The organism is Citrobacter sp. FDAARGOS_156 (genome assembly GCF_001559235.2).
Lineage (GTDB): Bacteria > Pseudomonadota > Gammaproteobacteria > Enterobacterales > Enterobacteriaceae > Citrobacter > Citrobacter youngae.
The window spans coordinates 1771760-1788985 of sequence record NZ_CP014030.2 but is presented as its reverse complement, the minus strand read 5'-3'; the positions used below and the strand labels follow the sequence as shown (position 1 = coordinate 1788985).

14 protein-coding genes are annotated in these 17226 nt (G+C 50.2%); 11 read left to right on the top strand and 3 right to left on the bottom strand.

All coding sequences use genetic code 11. The features are described 5' to 3' along the window. Nucleotides 1-5: 5 nt before the first annotated feature. Nucleotides 6-1574 (bottom strand): cytochrome ubiquinol oxidase subunit I, encoded by a 1569-nt coding sequence (cydA, locus tag AL515_RS08655; RefSeq protein ID WP_005125442.1) that lies wholly within the window; start codon nucleotides 1572-1574, stop codon nucleotides 6-8. Between the two features lie 1219 nt (nucleotides 1575-2793). Between cydA and glmS the strand changes: the two genes are divergently transcribed. The 10 genes from glmS to cobO all read left to right on the top strand — a co-directional run bounded on the left by glmS (nucleotide 2794) and on the right by cobO (nucleotide 13980). Further along, complete coding sequence (gene glmS / locus AL515_RS08650; protein WP_003022963.1) at nucleotides 2794-3243, top strand: methylaspartate mutase subunit S; 450 nt, start codon at nucleotides 2794-2796, stop codon at nucleotides 3241-3243. After that, nucleotides 3243-4637, top strand: a complete 1395-nt coding sequence (glmL, locus tag AL515_RS08645) for a methylaspartate mutase accessory protein GlmL (protein ID WP_061067545.1) — start codon at nucleotides 3243-3245, stop codon at nucleotides 4635-4637. The genes glmS and glmL overlap by 1 nt, the downstream gene beginning before the upstream one ends. 12 nt (nucleotides 4638-4649) lie before the next feature. Further along, nucleotides 4650-6095: a methylaspartate mutase subunit E gene (locus AL515_RS08640; protein ID WP_048212243.1), complete on the top strand. Its 1446-nt coding sequence runs from the start codon at nucleotides 4650-4652 to the stop codon at nucleotides 6093-6095. Further along, complete coding sequence (locus AL515_RS08635; protein WP_005122534.1) at nucleotides 6095-7336, top strand: methylaspartate ammonia-lyase; 1242 nt, start codon at nucleotides 6095-6097, stop codon at nucleotides 7334-7336. The genes AL515_RS08640 and AL515_RS08635 overlap by 1 nt, the downstream gene beginning before the upstream one ends. 3 nt (nucleotides 7337-7339) lie before the next feature. Next, nucleotides 7340-8710, top strand: coding sequence for an acyclic terpene utilization AtuA family protein (locus tag AL515_RS08630; protein WP_003022951.1), 1371 nt, complete (start codon nucleotides 7340-7342; stop codon nucleotides 8708-8710). Continuing rightward, complete coding sequence (locus AL515_RS08625) at nucleotides 8707-9024, top strand: DUF4387 domain-containing protein (RefSeq protein WP_005122536.1); 318 nt, start codon at nucleotides 8707-8709, stop codon at nucleotides 9022-9024. The genes AL515_RS08630 and AL515_RS08625 overlap by 4 nt, the downstream gene beginning before the upstream one ends. Before the next feature lie 167 nt (nucleotides 9025-9191). After that, nucleotides 9192-10496: a dicarboxylate/amino acid:cation symporter gene (locus AL515_RS08620; protein ID WP_048212246.1), complete on the top strand. Its 1305-nt coding sequence runs from the start codon at nucleotides 9192-9194 to the stop codon at nucleotides 10494-10496. 124 nt (nucleotides 10497-10620) lie between these two features. Further along, nucleotides 10621-11622, top strand: a complete 1002-nt coding sequence (gene glsA, locus AL515_RS08615) for a glutaminase A (RefSeq protein WP_061067544.1) — start codon at nucleotides 10621-10623, stop codon at nucleotides 11620-11622. 93 nt (nucleotides 11623-11715) lie between these two features. Continuing rightward, nucleotides 11716-13368 (top strand): class I fumarate hydratase, encoded by a 1653-nt coding sequence (locus tag AL515_RS08610; RefSeq protein ID WP_061067543.1) that lies wholly within the window; start codon nucleotides 11716-11718, stop codon nucleotides 13366-13368. A 9-nt stretch (nucleotides 13369-13377) separates the two neighbouring features. After that, nucleotides 13378-13980 (top strand): cob(I)yrinic acid a,c-diamide adenosyltransferase, encoded by a 603-nt coding sequence (gene cobO, locus AL515_RS08605; protein ID WP_048212249.1) that lies wholly within the window; start codon nucleotides 13378-13380, stop codon nucleotides 13978-13980. Nucleotides 13981-14099: 119 nt separating this feature from the next. On the opposite strand, the gene AL515_RS08600 is transcribed toward cobO, so the two are convergent. Continuing rightward, entirely contained in the window at nucleotides 14100-15002 is a 903-nt protein-coding gene (locus AL515_RS08600) for a LysR family transcriptional regulator (RefSeq protein ID WP_048212250.1), read from the bottom strand. A gap of 404 nt (nucleotides 15003-15406) precedes the next feature. Here AL515_RS08600 and cobA point away from each other — a divergent pair, with 404 nt between their 5' ends. After that, on the top strand, nucleotides 15407-16195 hold the full coding sequence (gene cobA, locus AL515_RS08595; protein WP_061067542.1) for a uroporphyrinogen-III C-methyltransferase: 789 nt from the start codon (nucleotides 15407-15409) through the stop codon (nucleotides 16193-16195). Here cobA and AL515_RS08590 read toward each other — a convergent pair. Beyond that, complete coding sequence (locus tag AL515_RS08590) at nucleotides 16174-17067, bottom strand: PocR ligand-binding domain-containing protein (RefSeq protein ID WP_061068808.1); 894 nt, start codon at nucleotides 17065-17067, stop codon at nucleotides 16174-16176. The genes cobA and AL515_RS08590 overlap by 22 nt on opposite strands. Between the last annotated feature and the right edge of the window lie 159 nt (nucleotides 17068-17226).

The window sequence follows — 17226 nt, the reverse complement described above, 5'->3', positions numbered from 1 at the left end:
CTGTCTTAGCGTGCCGGCTGAGAAGTCACAGTGGACTGCTCGTAGTGATAACGACCGGTTTTCAGGCTACTCGGCCCAAGGCGTGCGAACTTGAACATCAGATACAGTTCAGCCACCAGGAACAGGGTATACAGGCCGCAAATCAACAGCATCGAGAAGATGAGGTCGCCAGCGGTCAGCGAAGAGTTCGCTACGGCTGTTGGTAACACTTCACCAATCGCCCACGGTTGACGACCGTACTCTGCGACAAACCAACCGGATTCAATAGCAATCCACGGCAGCGGAATCGCATACAGCGCGGTGCGCAGCAGCCATTTTTTCTCGCCGATACGATTACGAATCACGGTCCAGAAGGACACAGCAATGATAGCCAGCATCAGGATGCCGCACGCCACCATAATACGGAATGCGAAGTACAGCGGTGCAACACGAGGGATAGAGTCTTTCGTGGCTTGCTGAATTTGCGCTTCGGTCGCGTCGGTGACGTTGTCCGTGTAGCGTTTCAGCAGCAGACCATAGCCCAGATCTTTCTTCATGCTGTTGAACTGGTCGCGAACAGCCTGATCGGTAGAACCTGCACGCAGTTCTTCCAGCAGTTGATACGCTTTCATCCCGTTACGGATACGCTCTTCGTGCTGCACCATCAGATCTTTCAGACCAATGACCGGTGTATCAACGGAGCGGGTAGCGATGATGCCCAGGGCATAAGGAATTTGAATCGCAAAATGGTTTTCCTGCGCATCCTGGTCCGGAATACCGAACAGCGTAAAGGATGCCGGTGCAGGTTGGGTTTCCCACTCGGCTTCAATAGCAGCAAGTTTGGTTTTCTGCACGTCGCCCATTTCGTAACCGGATTCATCACCCAGAACGATAACAGACAGAATGGCAGCCATACCAAAGCTGGCAGCGATAGCAAAAGAACGTTTAGCAAACGCGAAGTCACGGCCGCGCAGCATATAGTAGGAGCTGATACCCAGAACGAACATCGCGCCACAAACATAACCAGATGCCACAGTGTGAACAAATTTCACCTGTGCTACCGGGTTGAGCACCAGTTCAGAGAAGCTCAGCATCTCCATACGCATGGTTTCAAAGTTGAAATCCGCAGCGATTGGGTTTTGCATCCAGCCGTTCGCAACCAGAATCCACAGTGCGGACAGGTTTGAACCTAAGGCCACCAGCCAGGTGACGCACATATGCTGGACTTTACCCAAACGGTCCCAGCCGAAGAAGAACAGACCTACAAAGGTGGATTCGAGGAAGAAGGCCATCAAACCTTCAATCGCCAGCGGCGCACCGAAAATATCCCCTACATAGTGGGAATAGTAAGACCAGTTAGTCCCGAACTGGAACTCCATGGTCAGACCGGTTGCCACACCCAGAGCGAAGTTGATACCAAACAACTTGCCCCAGAACTTGGTCATATCTTTATAAATCTGTTTGCCGGAAAGGACGTAGACCGTTTCCATGATGGCCAACAAGAACGCCATACCGAGCGTCAGTGGCACAAACAGGAAGTGGTACATCGCGGTCAAGGCAAACTGTAAGCGCGACAGTTCGACTATATCTAACATCATGACTCCTTGCTCATCGCATGAAGACTCCGAGAGTGAACCCCGTTAGAAAGGGTCACACGCATGCCCCAATACAAATTTATTTGCTTCCTTCCCCCGCTGCTCTTTCTTCTCATTTGAAGAAAGGACAATGATGAAAGGTTACAAACATGTTAATAAAACACTCAAATTGATCCCGCAATTATATTACGCCGTAAAATCCTTACAATAAACAGGTTTTTATCGAGGTAAATTTGCATTTTTCGATAGTGATCAATTTATAGCTAATTTATCACTTTCAGACCAATTTGATCTGCAGCAATTTAACCTCATTTGGTGATGTTTACCAAGTTTTAAACATTGATTTAAATCAATTTTCAATTTAAATGTTAATAGTGTTTATCGCTAGCGTGACTAGTGAACACCATGTTAACGATATGTTTTTCAATGAGTAATTGCCGTTACTACAAATGATAGGATATTTATTTAAATCTACACGATCTTTTAACCAGTCTGGGGGACAAAATTATGGACAGATAAAGAGTCACTATTGCTGGGTAGCTCACAGTTTTTTGTTTAGCAAGTCCTGTAATCATTATTTAATACAAATCATTCATTTTAATTTTACTTATAATTAACACCACAATGTAACTATCTCAACTGGAAGCGAAGCGGCAAGCATTGACCGACGCCCTGAGGTTTGGCGATCTCCCTGCAGAGACCCGCCGTTTCGCTTAAATCATCACTGTAAGTTATCACTCCCACCACAACATCGCTTCTATGCCAAAGAATATATATATTCCGAACAATTCATTATCATTTTTATCTTAAATTTAACAAAAAAAATTTACGACATATAAGATTAATAAATAAAAAACCGTTATGCCGTTCACAAGTTATTTAGCGAATACCATTTTCGAAATTATTAAAAACACCCCTGACAAAGCCTGCGCCACAAAATAAGATTTCGATCACAAACATGGCAAGTGGTTTATTAGGTAATTCGCTAATAAATAAAATAACCAATGGAAATTAATTTATAACACATTGATTTAAATGAATTTTTATGAAGGTAAAATATAACAATCATTTTGCGCAGGATATTTTGAAAATAGATCAATTGCTTCCTTTTCCGCTTCCACAGAAACTCCAACCCTATTAAAAGGTTGTCAAAACCCATGCTCTAAATATTAGAAAACAATTTTCACTTATTGACCATCAGCCCTACAGAGGATTACCCATGAAGAAATCTACACTTGTTATTGGCGTCATCGGTGCTGACTGCCATGCAGTAGGCAATAAAGTTCTGGATCGCGTTTTTACTGCTCATGATTTTCACGTAATCAACCTCGGGGTGATGGTGAGCCAGGATGAATATATTGATGCCGCGATTGAAACAGGCGCTGATGCCATCGTGGTGTCTTCCATCTACGGCCACGGCGACATTGACTGCCTCGGCTTGCGTGAGCGCTGTATTGAACGTGGCCTCGGCGACATCCTGTTGTACGTCGGCGGCAACCTGGTCGTCGGAAAACATGACTTCGCCGATGTCGAAGTGAAATTTAAAGAGATGGGGTTTAACCGCGTCTTCGCACCGAGCCACGACCTGGAAGATGTCTGTGCGCTTATCACTAATGATATTCACCAACACAATGGCCTCGAGCAGCGTTGCCTGGAAGAGGCCATCTGATGCAAACAGTTTCTGTCGATATCGGCTCGACATGGACCAAGGCAGCCCTCTTCGCCCATGAAGGTGAAGAATTAACCCTGGTAAACCATGTCCTGACCCCAACCACCACACATCATCTGGCAGACGGTTTTTTTGCCAGCCTGAATCAGGTGCTGAACGTTGCCGATGCTCGCCCGTTACTGAAAAGTGGTGAAGTGCAGTTGAAATACTCCTCCTCGGCCAAAGGTGGACTCGCCGTGGCAGCAATGGGGCTGGTACCTTCCATTACGCTGGAATCGGCAAAAGTTACCGCCCATTCGGCAGGAGCGAAAATCGCGCAATATTATTCGTACAAACTGAACCGTCATGACATCCAGGAACTGGAATCCGCACCGCCAGATATTCTGTTGTTTACCGGCGGTACAGACGGCGGCGAAGAAAGCTACGGCCTGGCGAATGCGCACGCGCTGGCAGGTTCAAAGCTTGATTGCGCCATTATCTACGCCGGAAACCGGGACATTCAGGACGAAATACAAACGATTCTGGGACACAAAGATCTGACCACGGTAGACAACATTCTGCCGGATCTCGATCACCCGAATCCGTTTGCCGCGCGCCAGGCGATTTGCGATGTGTTCTTGTCACGCATTGTCAAAGGTAAAGGTCTGGACGTCATTGTTGGCGAAACAGGCGAAGAGCCAATGCCGACGCCATGGACGGTCTATGAGTTAGTCAAAGCCATTAGCGATTACGACAACGCATGGAAGGAGTTCATGCTGATTGATATGGGTGGCGCCACCACGGATGTCTATTCAGCCAGCGCGAATACCCTCTCCCCCGATACTGTCCTGCATGGTGTCCCTGAACCGTTCGTCAAACGTACCGTTGAAGGTGATTTGGGCATGCGCGTTTCCGCCGTCGTGGTGGGAGAAAGCACGCAGGATATGGTGAAAGTTGTTTTCGCCCAACAACCACAACGTGAGGAAGCGTTTTATCGCTACCTGCGCCATCTGGTTGGGCAGCCGGACTACCTGCCGGTCAACGAGGAAGAGAAATATTTCGACACTTTGTTAGCCGGTTTGTGCGTGGGCTATGCCACTGAGCGCCACGCGGGCACTAAGAAGCAGGTTTGCACCTGCGTCGGTAACGTGGATTTACAGATGGGTCGCGATCTCACCACCGTACGCAAAGTCGTCGGTTCAGGGGGATGGCTCTCTCGCGCCAGCCAGTTCGATATCCATAACTGGCTTAAATACCGGGAGCTGGACGACCAGGGTAAAAGAATTCTGTTACCGAATCAGTTTGAGTATTACCGCGATTCAAATGGCCTGCTCCCGCTACTGGCAAACGTCGCCAGGCTGTACCCGCAAGCCGCTGCTCGCACCAGCATTCAGTGTTTAACCCTACAAAACTAAAGGCAGCTACGAATGGAACTTCGAAATAAAAAATTGACCCACGACGAATTCATGACCGAAAGGCACCAGGTGTTGCAAACCTGGGAAACCGGCAAAGACGTTGAGAAATTCGAAGATGGCGTGAAGTACCAGCAATCAATTCCAGATTCAAAACGCTTCTCCCTCGCGCTGTTGAAGGCCGATCAAGAAGGTAAAACACTGAGCCAGCCGCGTGCAGGCGTCGCACTCATGGATGAACATATTGAGCTGCTTAAAACATTGCAGGAAGAATGTGACCTCCTGCCAAGTACCATCGATGCCTATACCCGTCTGAACCGCTATGAAGAAGCAGCTGTCGGGATCCAAAAATCTATCGAGGCGGGCACCTCCAAACTGAATGGTTTACCCGTCGTCAATCATGGGGTTGCTGCCTGCCGCCGTATGACTGAGTCGCTGGAAAAACCAATCCAGGTCCGCCACGGAACGCCGGATGCGCGCCTGCTGGCTGAAATCGCCATGGCCAGTGGCTTTACCAGCTACGAAGGTGGCGGTATCTCCTACAACATCCCTTACGCCAAACGCGTCACCCTGGAAAAATCCATTCGCGACTGGCAGTACTGCGACCGTCTGATGGGTCTGTACGAAGAGAACGGCATTCGCATCAACCGTGAGCCGTTTGGCCCGCTGACCGGTACCCTGATCCCGCCGTTTATGTCCCACTCGGTGGCGATTATTGAAGGTCTGCTGGCGCTGGAACAAGGCGTGAAATCCATTACCGTCGGCTACGGCCAGGTCGGTAGCCTGACGCAGGATATCGCCGCCATTCAGGCGCTGCGTGAACTGTCCCACGAATACTTCCATAACCACGGCTTCGACGATTACGAACTGAGTACCGTTTTCCACCAGTGGATGGGCGGATTCCCGGAAGATGAAGCGAAAGCCTTCTCCGTTATCGCCTGGGGTGCGGCGGTTGCCGGTATGTCCGGTGCCACGAAAGTCATTACCAAAAGCCCGCACGAAGCGTTCGGTATCCCAACGGCTGCAGCCAACGCCCAGGGTCTGAAAGCGTCACGCCAGATGCTCAACATGGTCAGCGACCAGAAATTCCCGCAATGCGCTGCCGTCGAGCAGGAAGTCGAACTGATTAAGAGTGAAGTCCGCGCAGTACTGAAAAAAGTCTTCGAACTGGGTAATGGCGACATTGCGCGCGGTACAGTGCTGGCCTTTGAAGCTGGCGTACTGGATGTGCCGTTCGCACCTGCCGCCTGCAATGCGGGCAAAATTCTGCCGGTGCGCGATAACACAGGCGCCATCCGTATTCTCGAAGCCGGTGCGGTTCCGCTGCCGAAAGATATTCTCGCCCTGCACCACGACTATGTCGCAGAGCGCGCACATTTTGAAGGCCGCAAGCCTTCTTTCCAGATGGTCATTGATGACATCAACGCCGTATCCCACAGTAAATTAATAGGAAGACCATAATGAAAATCAAAAAGGCCCTTTTCACCGCTGGCTACTCCTCATTTTATTTTGACGATCAGCAGGCCATCAAAAATGGCGCCGGTCATGACGGGTTTATCTATACCGGCGATCCGGTAACACCTGGATTTACCTCTGTTCGTCAGGCGGGTGAATGCGTTTCCGTGCAACTGATTCTGGAAAATGGCGCGGTAGCGGTGGGCGATTGCGCAGCGGTGCAATATTCAGGTGCAGGTGGCCGTGATCCGCTATTCCTGGCAGAAAATTTCATTCCGTTCCTCAACGATCACATCAAACCGCTGCTGGAAGGCCGTGACGTTGATGCGTTCCTGCCAAACGCCCGTTTCTTTGATCAACTGCGTATTGACGGTCATCTGCTGCATACCGCCGTCCGCTATGGTCTGTCTCAGGCGCTGCTCGACGCGGCAGCGCTGGCTACCGGTCGTCTGAAAACTGAAGTGGTTTGCGATGAATGGCAACTGCCGTGCGTGCCGGAAGCCATTCCATTATTTGGTCAGAGCGGCGACGACCGCTACATCGCCGTTGACAAAATGATCCTCAAAGGGGTGGACGTCCTGCCGCATGCGCTGATCAACAACGTGGAAGAGAAACTGGGCTTTAAAGGCGAAAAACTGCGTGAGTATGTACGTTGGTTGTCCGACCGCATTTTAAGCCTGCGCACCAGCGAACGTTATCACCCAACGCTGCATATTGATGTGTACGGCACGATCGGTTTGATCTTCGATATGGATCCCGTGCGCTGCGCCGAATACATCGCCAGCCTGGAAGCCGAAGCACAGGGCCTGCCGCTGTATATCGAAGGGCCAGTAGATGCGGGTAACAAGCCGGATCAGATCCGCATGTTGACTGCCATCACCAAAGAACTGACCCGTCTGGGTTCCGGCGTGAAAATTGTCGCCGACGAATGGTGTAACACCTATCAGGATATCGTGGACTTTACCGATGCGGGCAGCTGCCACATGGTACAGATCAAAACCCCTGATCTTGGCGGTATTCACAACATCGTTGATGCGGTGCTGTATTGCAACAAACACGCCATGGAAGCTTATCAGGGCGGTACTTGTAACGAAACCGAGATCAGTGCCCGCACCTGCGTACACGTGGCGCTTGCCGCGCGTCCGATGCGCATGCTGGTTAAACCGGGTATGGGTTTCGATGAAGGTCTCAACATCGTGTTTAACGAGATGAATCGCACCATCGCGTTGTTGCAAACTAAGGATTAAGAGATGGCACGCACATTTAAGATCTTATCGCCGACGGCTATCCTGGGTTATGGCTTCCCGGAAGAAAGTTTTCGTAAAGCCATGGAAGAGTCACCGGATCTTATTGCTGTTGACGCAGGTTCCTCCGATCCTGGCCCCCACTACCTGGGGGCAGGTAAACCCTTTACCGACAGAGCCGGGGTAAAACGCGATCTGCGCTATATGATCGTGGCGGGCGTTAAGAACAACATCCCGGTCGTGATCGGTACCGCCGGTGGTTCTGGTGCCGCTCCGCATCTGGAGTGGTGTCGCCAGATAATCCATGAGATTGCCCAGGAAGAAAAACTGTCCTTCTCAATGGCGCTGATCCCGTCTGATGTCGACAAAGAAATCGTTCATCAGGCGCTGGATAACGGCAAAATCACCGCGCTCGATTTTGTGCCTGAACTGACTCACGAGGCGATTGAAGAGAGTACCTACATCGTCGCGCAGATGGGTGTCGAACCTTTCCAGCGTGCGCTGAAAGCGGGGGCACAGGTTGTTCTGGGCGGACGCGCTTACGATCCAGCCTGCTTCGCGGCGCTGCCGATTATGCAAGGCTTTGATGAAGGTCTGGCGCTGCACTGCGGTAAGATCCTTGAGTGTGCTGCCATTGCAGCAACCCCCGGCTCCGGCTCCGATTGTGCGATGGGCATTATCGACGACAACGGCTTTACGCTGAAGGCGTTCAATCCCAAGCGTAAGTTCACTGAAACGTCTGCTGCGGCGCACACCCTGTATGAGAAGTCCGATCCGTACTTCCTGCCGGGACCGGGCGGTGTGCTGAACCTGAAAGCGTGCACCTTTACCCAGGTTAACGAGGGCGAAGTGTATGTCAGCGGTTCACGTCATGAAGAAACACCGTATGCGTTGAAACTGGAAGGCGCGCGTCAGGTTGGCTTCCGCTGCCTGACCATCGCCGGAACGCGCGACCCGATTATGATTGCCGGAATTGACACCATTCTCGAAGAGGTACAGGCAAGCGTAGCACGTAACCTCTCCCTGAATGACGACAGCATCCGCATGACGTTCCACCTGTACGGGAAGAACGGCGTGATGGGCAACCATGAACCGATGAAAACCGCGGGTCATGAACTGGGGATTTTACTGGACGTCGTTGCGCCGACGCAGGATATCGCCAACAGCGTTTGCTCGCTGGTGCGCTCTACCCTGTTGCACTACGGCTATGAAAATCGTATTGCGACAGCGGGTAACCTCGCTTTCCCATTCTCGCCATCTGATATTCAGAGTGGGCCGGTGTATGAGTTCTCGATCTATCACCTGATTGAAGCCAGCGATGCACTGCGGTTTGATTTCCACATTGAGCAGGTGACGCCAGAAGGAGTTCAGGCATGAAACAGTCAATTTGTTCACTGGCGCAGGTCATTCGCTCAAAAAATGCCGGACCGTACGAACTGGTTTTAGATATTTTGTTTAAAACCCGGGAAGACTATCAGCGCGTAAAACGCTCAGAGCAATTAACTCCGCAACTTATTGCTGGGTTATATAATGTCGAACCTGACTTTATTCACAATATTGTGTGGTTCGATCCGGCAAATGCCGTAAAAATTGTCATGCCGCGCGATATTATTTCCGGCAATGTCGGTGACAATGATGTTTATGGCGCGCAGCAACACGCACCATTATTAAGTATTGAATTCGATCTGTAACAAAAAACACAATAACAGCCATTGGAGCACAGAGTTCAGCTGTATCACAGTGCTTCGAATATTCATGCGGTTGGTCACAACAGGCGTGCGTCTGAGCTGCTGTCCAGGCTCAGGCACACGCCACCCTACATTATTCCAATTACCAGCCTTTATCCGATGGAGTACACATGAAGAAAATAAGTTTAACCAAGATGATCATATTAGGCCTGATACTCGGCATGATTGCCGGGGTGGCCATTAATAATATGGCCGCGGCTGAAACAGCAAAATCATATGCACAGGATATTTCCATTTTCACCACTATATTCTTACGTATGGTGAAGATGATTATTGCGCCATTGGTTATTTCAACTCTGGTTGTCGGTATTGCCAAGATGGGCGATGCCAAAACGCTGGGTCGTATATTTTCTAAAACCTTTTTCCTGTTTATTTGTGCCTCACTGCTGTCGATCGCCTTAGGTCTGGTTATCGTTAATATCTTCCAGCCGGGCGCAGGCATCAACTTTGTTGCTCATGACGCAGGCGCTGTTGCCGCCGTTAAGTCTGAACCCTTCACGCTGAAAGTCTTTATCTCACATGCCGTACCAACCAGTATCGTTGACGCGATGGCGCGGAACGAAATCCTGCAGATCGTGGTGTTCTCCATTTTCCTTGGTTGCAGCCTGGCCGCAATCGGTGAAAAAGCCGAGCCTATCGTTAAGGTTCTGGATTCGCTGGTACACGTGATGCTGAAGCTGACAGGCTACGTCATGCTGTTTGCGCCACTGACCGTTTTTGCCGCTATTTCAGGTTTGATTGCCGAACGTGGTCTGGGTGTAATGGTCAGCGCCGGGATCTTCATGGGTGAATTCTACCTGACGCTGGGTATGCTGTGGGCAATTCTGATTGGCCTGTCAACCATGATAGTCGGGCCTTGCATCGCGCGTTTGACCAAATCAATCTTCGAGCCTGCACTGCTGGCCTTTACGACCTCCAGTTCTGAAGCAGCCTTCCCGGGCACGCTGGATAAGCTGGAAAAATTCGGCGTATCGTCAAAAATTGCCAGCTTTGTTCTGCCGATCGGTTACTCCTTTAACCTCGTAGGCTCCATGGCCTATTGCTCCTTTGCCACCGTCTTTATTGCCCAGGCGTGCAACATTGAGTTGAGCATGGGCGAGCAAATTACCATGCTGTTAATTCTGATGCTGACCTCTAAAGGGATGGCGGGTGTACCGCGTGCCTCGATGGTCGTTATCGCCGCTACCCTGAACCAGTTCAACATTCCGGAGGCGGGTTTGATCCTGCTGATGGGCGTCGATCCGTTCCTCGATATGGGTCGTTCCGCCACCAACGTCATGAGTAATGCCATGGGCGCTGCCATTGTAGGTCGCTGGGAAGGTGAACACTTTGGTTCAGGCTGCCGCGGAACAGCGCCAGTCAAAACACCGGAGCAAGACCGCCCGGTCACCGAAACAGAAGTCGCGTTGTCCTGATACCTCGTTATTGCCGGATGGCGCTTGCGCTTATCCGGCCTACATAACGTTTAATTATCCGTAAGCCGGATCAGGCGGTACGCCGCCATCCGGCGCATGATAAGTACCCCAACAGGAAAGCACCATGACTAAAACTCTGCTCGGCGTGAGTCTCTTTTCTTTCAGCGTCTTGTTTAGCGCTACCTCATTCGCGCAAACCGCGCCGGACTACGCCAGACTGATAGAACAGGCGCATCAAAAGTACAAAAGTAACAATGATGGAAAAGTCGCCGACTACATCCCTGCCCTGGCGAGCTACAGCCCAAATAATTTTGCCATCACTATTGCTACGGTGGACGGAAAAATCTACCAGGTTGGCGATGTTAACAAACCCTTTCCCATGGAATCGCTGAGTAAAGTCTTCACCATGGCGCTCGCCATGGAACAGCACGGTCCTCAGGTAGTGCTGGATAAACTCGGGGCCAATGCCACTGGCATGCCATTTAATTCAGGTTTAGCCGTTGAACTGACCAAAGGCGCGCCGGAAAACCCGCTGGTAAACGCCGGAGCCATGAGCACCGTTAGTCTGATTGAAGCCAAAGACAAAACCGATCGCTGGAACAAAATCCTCGACAACCTGAACGTCTGGGCCGATGCCACGCTCACGGTTAATGAGCCGGTTTACAAATCTGAGATGGAGACCAACCAGCACAATCAGGCGCTGGCGAAGCTGATGGAATCCTATAACAGCTTCTATGGCAACACCGACGACGCCGTCGAAATTTATACCCGTCAGTGCTCGGTGGATATCACCGTTGAGCAACTGGCCAAAATGGGTGCCGTACTGGCGAACAAAGGGAAATCGCCCTTCAACGGCAAGCAGTTGCTGAATGAAAAATATGTTCCGCAGGTGCTGGCGGAAATGGCGATTGCCGGACTGTACGACGGCAGCGGTAAATGGCTGTACACCGTTGGCATTCCGGCGAAAAGCGGCGTCGGCGGCGGGATGGTTGCGGTGGTGCCCGGAAAATATGCCATTGCCGTCTACTCTCCGCCGTTGGACGAAGCCGGTAACAGCGTTCGCGCCCAGCAAACTATCGAATATGTCGCCGAAGCGACGCAGGCCAATGTCTTTTTAGCAAAATAACACTCTGCCGGATAAGCGAAGCGCTATCCGGCCTACGATTAGCGCACGTATTTACGCCGTCATCCGGCAAAAATGAAGAGGTGAGAAGTAAACATGTCTAAACCATTTGTCTGGCAGGAACTCTTTGTTCAGAGTAAAGATAATACCGAGTATGAATTACTGAGTAACCAGCACGTAACGGTAACGGAGTTAGACGGAGAGGAAGTGATTAAGGTAGCGCCTGAAGCGTTAACCTTATTAGCACAGCAGGCATTTTATGAGGCTTCATTTTTTCTGCGCGCCGGACATTTGAAACAGATAGCCAGCATTTTGCACGACCCGCAGGCCAGCAGTAACGATAAGTACGTCGCATTACAACTGCTGCGCAACGCTGAGGTTTCGGCCAAAGGCGTCCTGCCTAACTGTCAGGACACCGGGACGGCAACCATTGTGGCCTGCAAAGGACAACATGTCTGGACAGGCGGCGATGACGCCGAAGCCTTGAGCAAAGGCGTATATACCACCTTCACCGAAAACAATCTGCGTTACTCGCAAAATGCCCCGCTGGACATGTATACCGAGGTCAATACACAGACAAACCTGCCGGCGCAAATCGACATCAGCGCCACGCCGGGTAATGAGTATAAATTCCTGTTCGTCAACAAAGGCGGTGGTTCTGCCAATAAGGCGGCGCTATTCCAGGAAACCAAATCCATTCTGCAGCCGGAAAAGCTCACAGCCTTCCTGATCGAAAAAATGAAATCGCTGGGTACCGCCGCTTGCCCGCCGTACCACATCGCTTTCGTGGTTGGGGGCTTGTCCGCCGATCAGGCGCTGAAGACAGCCAAACTGGCATCAACCAAATATTACGATAACCTGCCCACCAGCGGGAACGAGCTGGGTCAGGCGTTCCGCGATACAGCACTGGAAGCCGAACTGCTCAATGCCAGCCGCGAGTTTGGCATCGGCGCGCAGTTTGGCGGCAAATACTTTGCCCACGATATTCGCGTAATTCGCTTACCGCGCCACGGCGGCTCCTGCCCTATCGCCATGGCCCTCTCCTGTTCTGCCGACCGCAACATCAAAGCCAAAATTAACAAACACGGTATCTGGCTGGAGAAACTCGAGCATAACCCGGGCAAATTTATCCCTGATTCACAGCGGGTGGAAAATGGCGCCCAGACAGTTCAACTGGATCTGAACCGTCCGTTACGCGAAATCCTGCATGACCTTTCCGCCCTGCCCATCGGGACTCGTTTGTCGTTAAGCGGCCCAATTGTTGTTGCCCGAGATATCGCCCACGCAAACATCAAAGCGCGCCTGGATAACGGCGAACCGATGCCGGAATACATGAAAAAACATATCGTTTATTACGCCGGCCCCGCCAAAACCCCGGAAAATCAGGCCTGTGGCTCAATGGGCCCCACCACCGGCGGACGCATGGATGGGTATGTCGATGCTTTCCAGGCACAAGGCGGCAGCCTCATTATGCTCACCAAGGGTAACCGCAGTCAGCAGGTCACTGATGCCTGTCACAAACACGGTGGATTTAGCCTCGGCAGCATTGGCGGCGCAGCGGCTCTGCTGGCCCAGCAGTATGTGAAGAGCCTGCAGTGCCTTGAGTATCCCGAACTGGGCATGGAAGCGGTGTGGATGATGGAAGTTAAAAATATGCCTGCGTTCGTATTAGTAGATGACAAAGGCAATAACTTCTTCAGTCAGTTTGAGCAGCAGCATCGCTGCGCAACCTGCCCGGCAGGACATTAAGGAGCTATCATGGAAGCGCGAGCCAACAATGACCGACATCGCCAGCGTCAGCAGAAGCTGAAAGCGCAGGTTGATACCCGCGTGGCGGCGGCAACGGAGAAGAAAGGGATTCTGATTGTCTTCACCGGCAATGGTAAAGGAAAATCTACCGCAGCCTTCGGCACGGCGACACGCGCGGTTGGTCACGGAAAAACCGTTGGCGTCGCGCAGTTTATTAAAGGCCAGTGGGATAATGGCGAGTACAACACACTGCACCCTCTCGGCGTGGAGTTTCATATTATGGGTACCGGTTTTACCTGGGAAACCCAGAACCGGGAAGCCGATATCGAGGCGGCCACCGCAGTGTGGCAGGAAAGTAAACGCATGCTGGCTGATGCGCATTACGATCTGGTCGTACTGGACGAACTCACCTATATGTTGGCTTATCACTATCTGGATACGCAGGAGGTAATCAGCGCCATCGAAAATCGCCCTGCCGACCAGAGCGTGATCGTCACCGGGCGCGGTTGCCATGCGCTGTTACTTGAACTTGCCGATACGGTCAGCGAGCTTCGCCCGGTTAAACACGCTTTTGATAGCGGCATTCAGGCACAGCCAGGGATCGACTGGTAATCGCTCTTTTGCCGGGTAAGGCGTTTACGCCGCATCCGGCGATTTACCCAAAACCGATACGCTTATCGGGCCTATGGTGAACACCGAAACCTGTAGGCCTGATAAGGCGCAAGCCGCCATCAGGCAGCCGACATCACGGATTTATTTAGCAACCAGTTGCGGAAGATCTCCAAATGAAGGGACTCTGATTTCTCCTCCCGCCACGTCATGATAAATCGATTCCCGGTACGCATTGGAACATCGCAAGGAATCACCATATCCCCACTATCCAGATCGTGCTGAATGGCAAAACGGGGTAGCAATGCGACGCCAAGGTTGGAACGTACTGCCGCAATCAGCATCGACAACAGATCAAATCGCGGACCTTTATTCACCAGCGGACTGCTGACATCGGACAGCGCAAACCATTCCTGCCAGCCTTTGATGCGGGTACTTTGATGCAACAGCGGGTATTCGTTCAGCAGTTCATCGACGGACAGCTTCCGGTCCGGTTCAGCAAGCAAGCAACGGCTGCACACTGGCAGAATTTCCTCTTCGAACAGGTACTCGACCCCCGACCACGGCGAGTAAAAATCTTCCCGCATGATCGCTGCGTCATATTCCCGGTTAAGAAAATCACCAATATTCGCCAGAGAATGAATATTAACGATAATATCAGGATTGAGTTTATTGAACTCACGCAGGTTTGGGATCAGCCAGTGCGTACTGAACGTCGGGTTAACCGCCAGTTCGATCACTTGTACGGTCGGCTGCCATGTCATGATCGTCGTCGTATCTCGTTCAAGCTTGTTCAGTGTTTCTTTAACAATAGTTAAATAGTGTTTGCCTGCCGCATTTAAAAAAATGCGCTTTTTGGCATGATTAAATAGCGCTGTATTAAGAAAATCCTCTAGCGCATTCACCTGGCGGAAAACAGCACTTTGTGTTAAAGCCAGCTCTTCAGCTGCCCGGGTATAACTTTCGTGACGCGCAACCACTTCAAAAGTTACCAGCAACTCCGTTTTGGGTATTTTTCCTCTCATAACCTCTTCCATATGCAGCGTACAAAAATAGTTTAATTTATAAAAAATAATTCATATCACCCGAATAAACATCGAGTGTTATATTTTATTTCAGGCATTGATGTCATTGATCCAATCCATGATTTGTTCATACTGATGGCGGATAAATATTAACCAATAATACTCAAGCACAACAATAAACACAATTTAATTAAGGTTAAATTCAGACACATAGCGCCAATAAGTTCTTAATAATTTTTCAAGTCATCTTGTTTATTGTGGAAAAAACTTTGCGAGATTAATCAATATTATCCTTGTGATAATTTAGGAAAATTCAGCGTTATAACTTACAGGCAAACGACTGCTTTTAATCATTCTCCGGAGTGGTTCTGCCTTTTTTTGTTAGACGTGATAAAGGACACAATGTGAAAACTTTCGGAAAGGTCTGGCTCGTTGGCGCAGGTCCCGGTGATATTTCATTACTCACCCTCAAAGCAGCGATGTGCATTAAACAAGCAGATGTCATTATTTACGACAGGTTGGTCAATCCTAAGATTCTGGAATGGGCATCCGCTGACTGTGAGCTTATCAATGTCGGTAAGAATCCGGGATTTCATTGTGTGCCACAGGATGAAATCAACGCGCTTCTCGTTCAGTATGCCCAGACGCATCACAATATCGTGCGCTTAAAAGGTGGCGATCCCTACGTATTTGGTCGTGGGGCCGAAGAAGTTGAAGGGCTTATTGAGCCGGGGATCCCTTTTGAAGTCGTCCCCGGTATCAGTTCAACCATTGGGGGATTAACCTGTGCCGGGATCCCGGTAACACATCGCGATTACGCCTCTGGTTTTCACGTGGTGACCGGTCATACACGCGAAGGCAACCAGCAGCAGGACTGGCGCCAGCTGGCGAAACTTAACGGTACGTTGGTTATCGTCATGGGTATTGCGAATCTGGCGTTTATTTGTGAAGAACTGTTGATGGGTGGGAAACCGGCGGAGACGCCCGCGGCCATCATCATGTCCGCGACCCGGGAGAATCAGCGCCGGCTGACCTGTACCCTCGGCTCGTTACTGAGCAATGCGCAGGAAGCCAACATTACGCCGCCTGCACTGATCGTCATTGGCAATGTCGTCACGCTGAGCGATCGTCTGTCTTTTATTCCTGCCGCTATCGACCTCCCTGAACATCTTTACTGCGAGAGTCTGGCGTGACGAAAAGACTGGGGTGATGTTTGATGCGCCGCCCGGAAAACGCGACAAAAATAGCTGGTTTGTGCGTACTGAAGTTTCCGGGCGATACTGTCTATTGAATGAACCGGATCGTGTAATAACTCCCCCGCCTTTTGCATTTTTTTCTGACTCACCCATGTTTTAAAGTTAACGCCCTGTCGCTTCTTAAAAAATCGGCTGAAATAATTTGCACTTAAACAGACATGTGCCGCCACAGACTCCAGAGATAAGTCACTATACAGATTATCATCAATATAACGCAGTGCCGCCAGTAGTTTTTTCTCATGACGAGAAAGCTCCGTTAAATAGTGCCGGACGTTACTTGTCGGTTTATCGAATACCACTTCAGATTGTTTTTTTTGCACCTCAAAATTGTTAACAATAAAATGCAATAAATTAGCCGATGCCACCAACGTATTATTATCAACCGCAACAAGCTGATCCCACTCGGCTTTTATTTGAGGATCACACATCCATCGTGATTCATCTTCAACAATGATGGTTTTATATTCCTGGTACTTAGCCCGAACCTGACCACAGATAATAAAACCATGCAGATTCTCCTCATAAATTAATGGTATGGAGAACAGACTTAGCCCTGCATGGCAGCAGAATATTCTGGGCTTACACTGTTTCAGTGCCTCAAAAACACACTGTTTATCGCACGTTTGGCAACCAACACTGTAGCGTTTATTCGCTCTCATCAGCTTACAGAATGAATTAAAATTATGGCAATCAGAGAGAGCTCTGCCTGTAACATCAACGACTACCGTTGCTAACCCCGTCGCATTGGAGAATACTTCTGCTATAGAGAAAAAACATGGTAAGTAATCATCCTGAATTTTCAGCGACACGCCATCCTCCAACCTTAATATGACTAAAGGCGGTAATATGCAAAATCCAGGCAAAAGAAAGAATGATGCTCGCCGCAAAAAATAATCTCATTTGTGAAGATGATTGTGATCAAATTGCATGATGCGGGATGGCAGAAAATAAAAAAGGCCATCATCAGA

Bases quoted from the DNA above. Each gene is read 5' to 3' on its own strand.
- cydA (WP_005125442.1), bottom strand. From the start codon at position 1,574: ATGTTAGATATAGTCGAACTGTCGCGCTTACAGTTTGCCTTGACCGCG.
- glmS (WP_003022963.1), top strand. From the start codon at position 2,794: ATGAAGAAATCTACACTTGTTATTGGCGTCATCGGTGCTGACTGCCAT.
- glmL (WP_061067545.1), top strand. From the start codon at position 3,243: ATGCAAACAGTTTCTGTCGATATCGGCTCGACATGGACCAAGGCAGCC.
- AL515_RS08640 (WP_048212243.1), top strand. From the start codon at position 4,650: ATGGAACTTCGAAATAAAAAATTGACCCACGACGAATTCATGACCGAA.
- AL515_RS08635 (WP_005122534.1), top strand. From the start codon at position 6,095: ATGAAAATCAAAAAGGCCCTTTTCACCGCTGGCTACTCCTCATTTTAT.
- AL515_RS08630 (WP_003022951.1), top strand. From the start codon at position 7,340: ATGGCACGCACATTTAAGATCTTATCGCCGACGGCTATCCTGGGTTAT.
- AL515_RS08625 (WP_005122536.1), top strand. From the start codon at position 8,707: ATGAAACAGTCAATTTGTTCACTGGCGCAGGTCATTCGCTCAAAAAAT.
- AL515_RS08620 (WP_048212246.1), top strand. From the start codon at position 9,192: ATGAAGAAAATAAGTTTAACCAAGATGATCATATTAGGCCTGATACTC.
- glsA (WP_061067544.1), top strand. From the start codon at position 10,621: ATGACTAAAACTCTGCTCGGCGTGAGTCTCTTTTCTTTCAGCGTCTTG.
- AL515_RS08610 (WP_061067543.1), top strand. From the start codon at position 11,716: ATGTCTAAACCATTTGTCTGGCAGGAACTCTTTGTTCAGAGTAAAGAT.
- cobO (WP_048212249.1), top strand. From the start codon at position 13,378: ATGGAAGCGCGAGCCAACAATGACCGACATCGCCAGCGTCAGCAGAAG.
- AL515_RS08600 (WP_048212250.1), bottom strand. From the start codon at position 15,002: ATGAGAGGAAAAATACCCAAAACGGAGTTGCTGGTAACTTTTGAAGTG.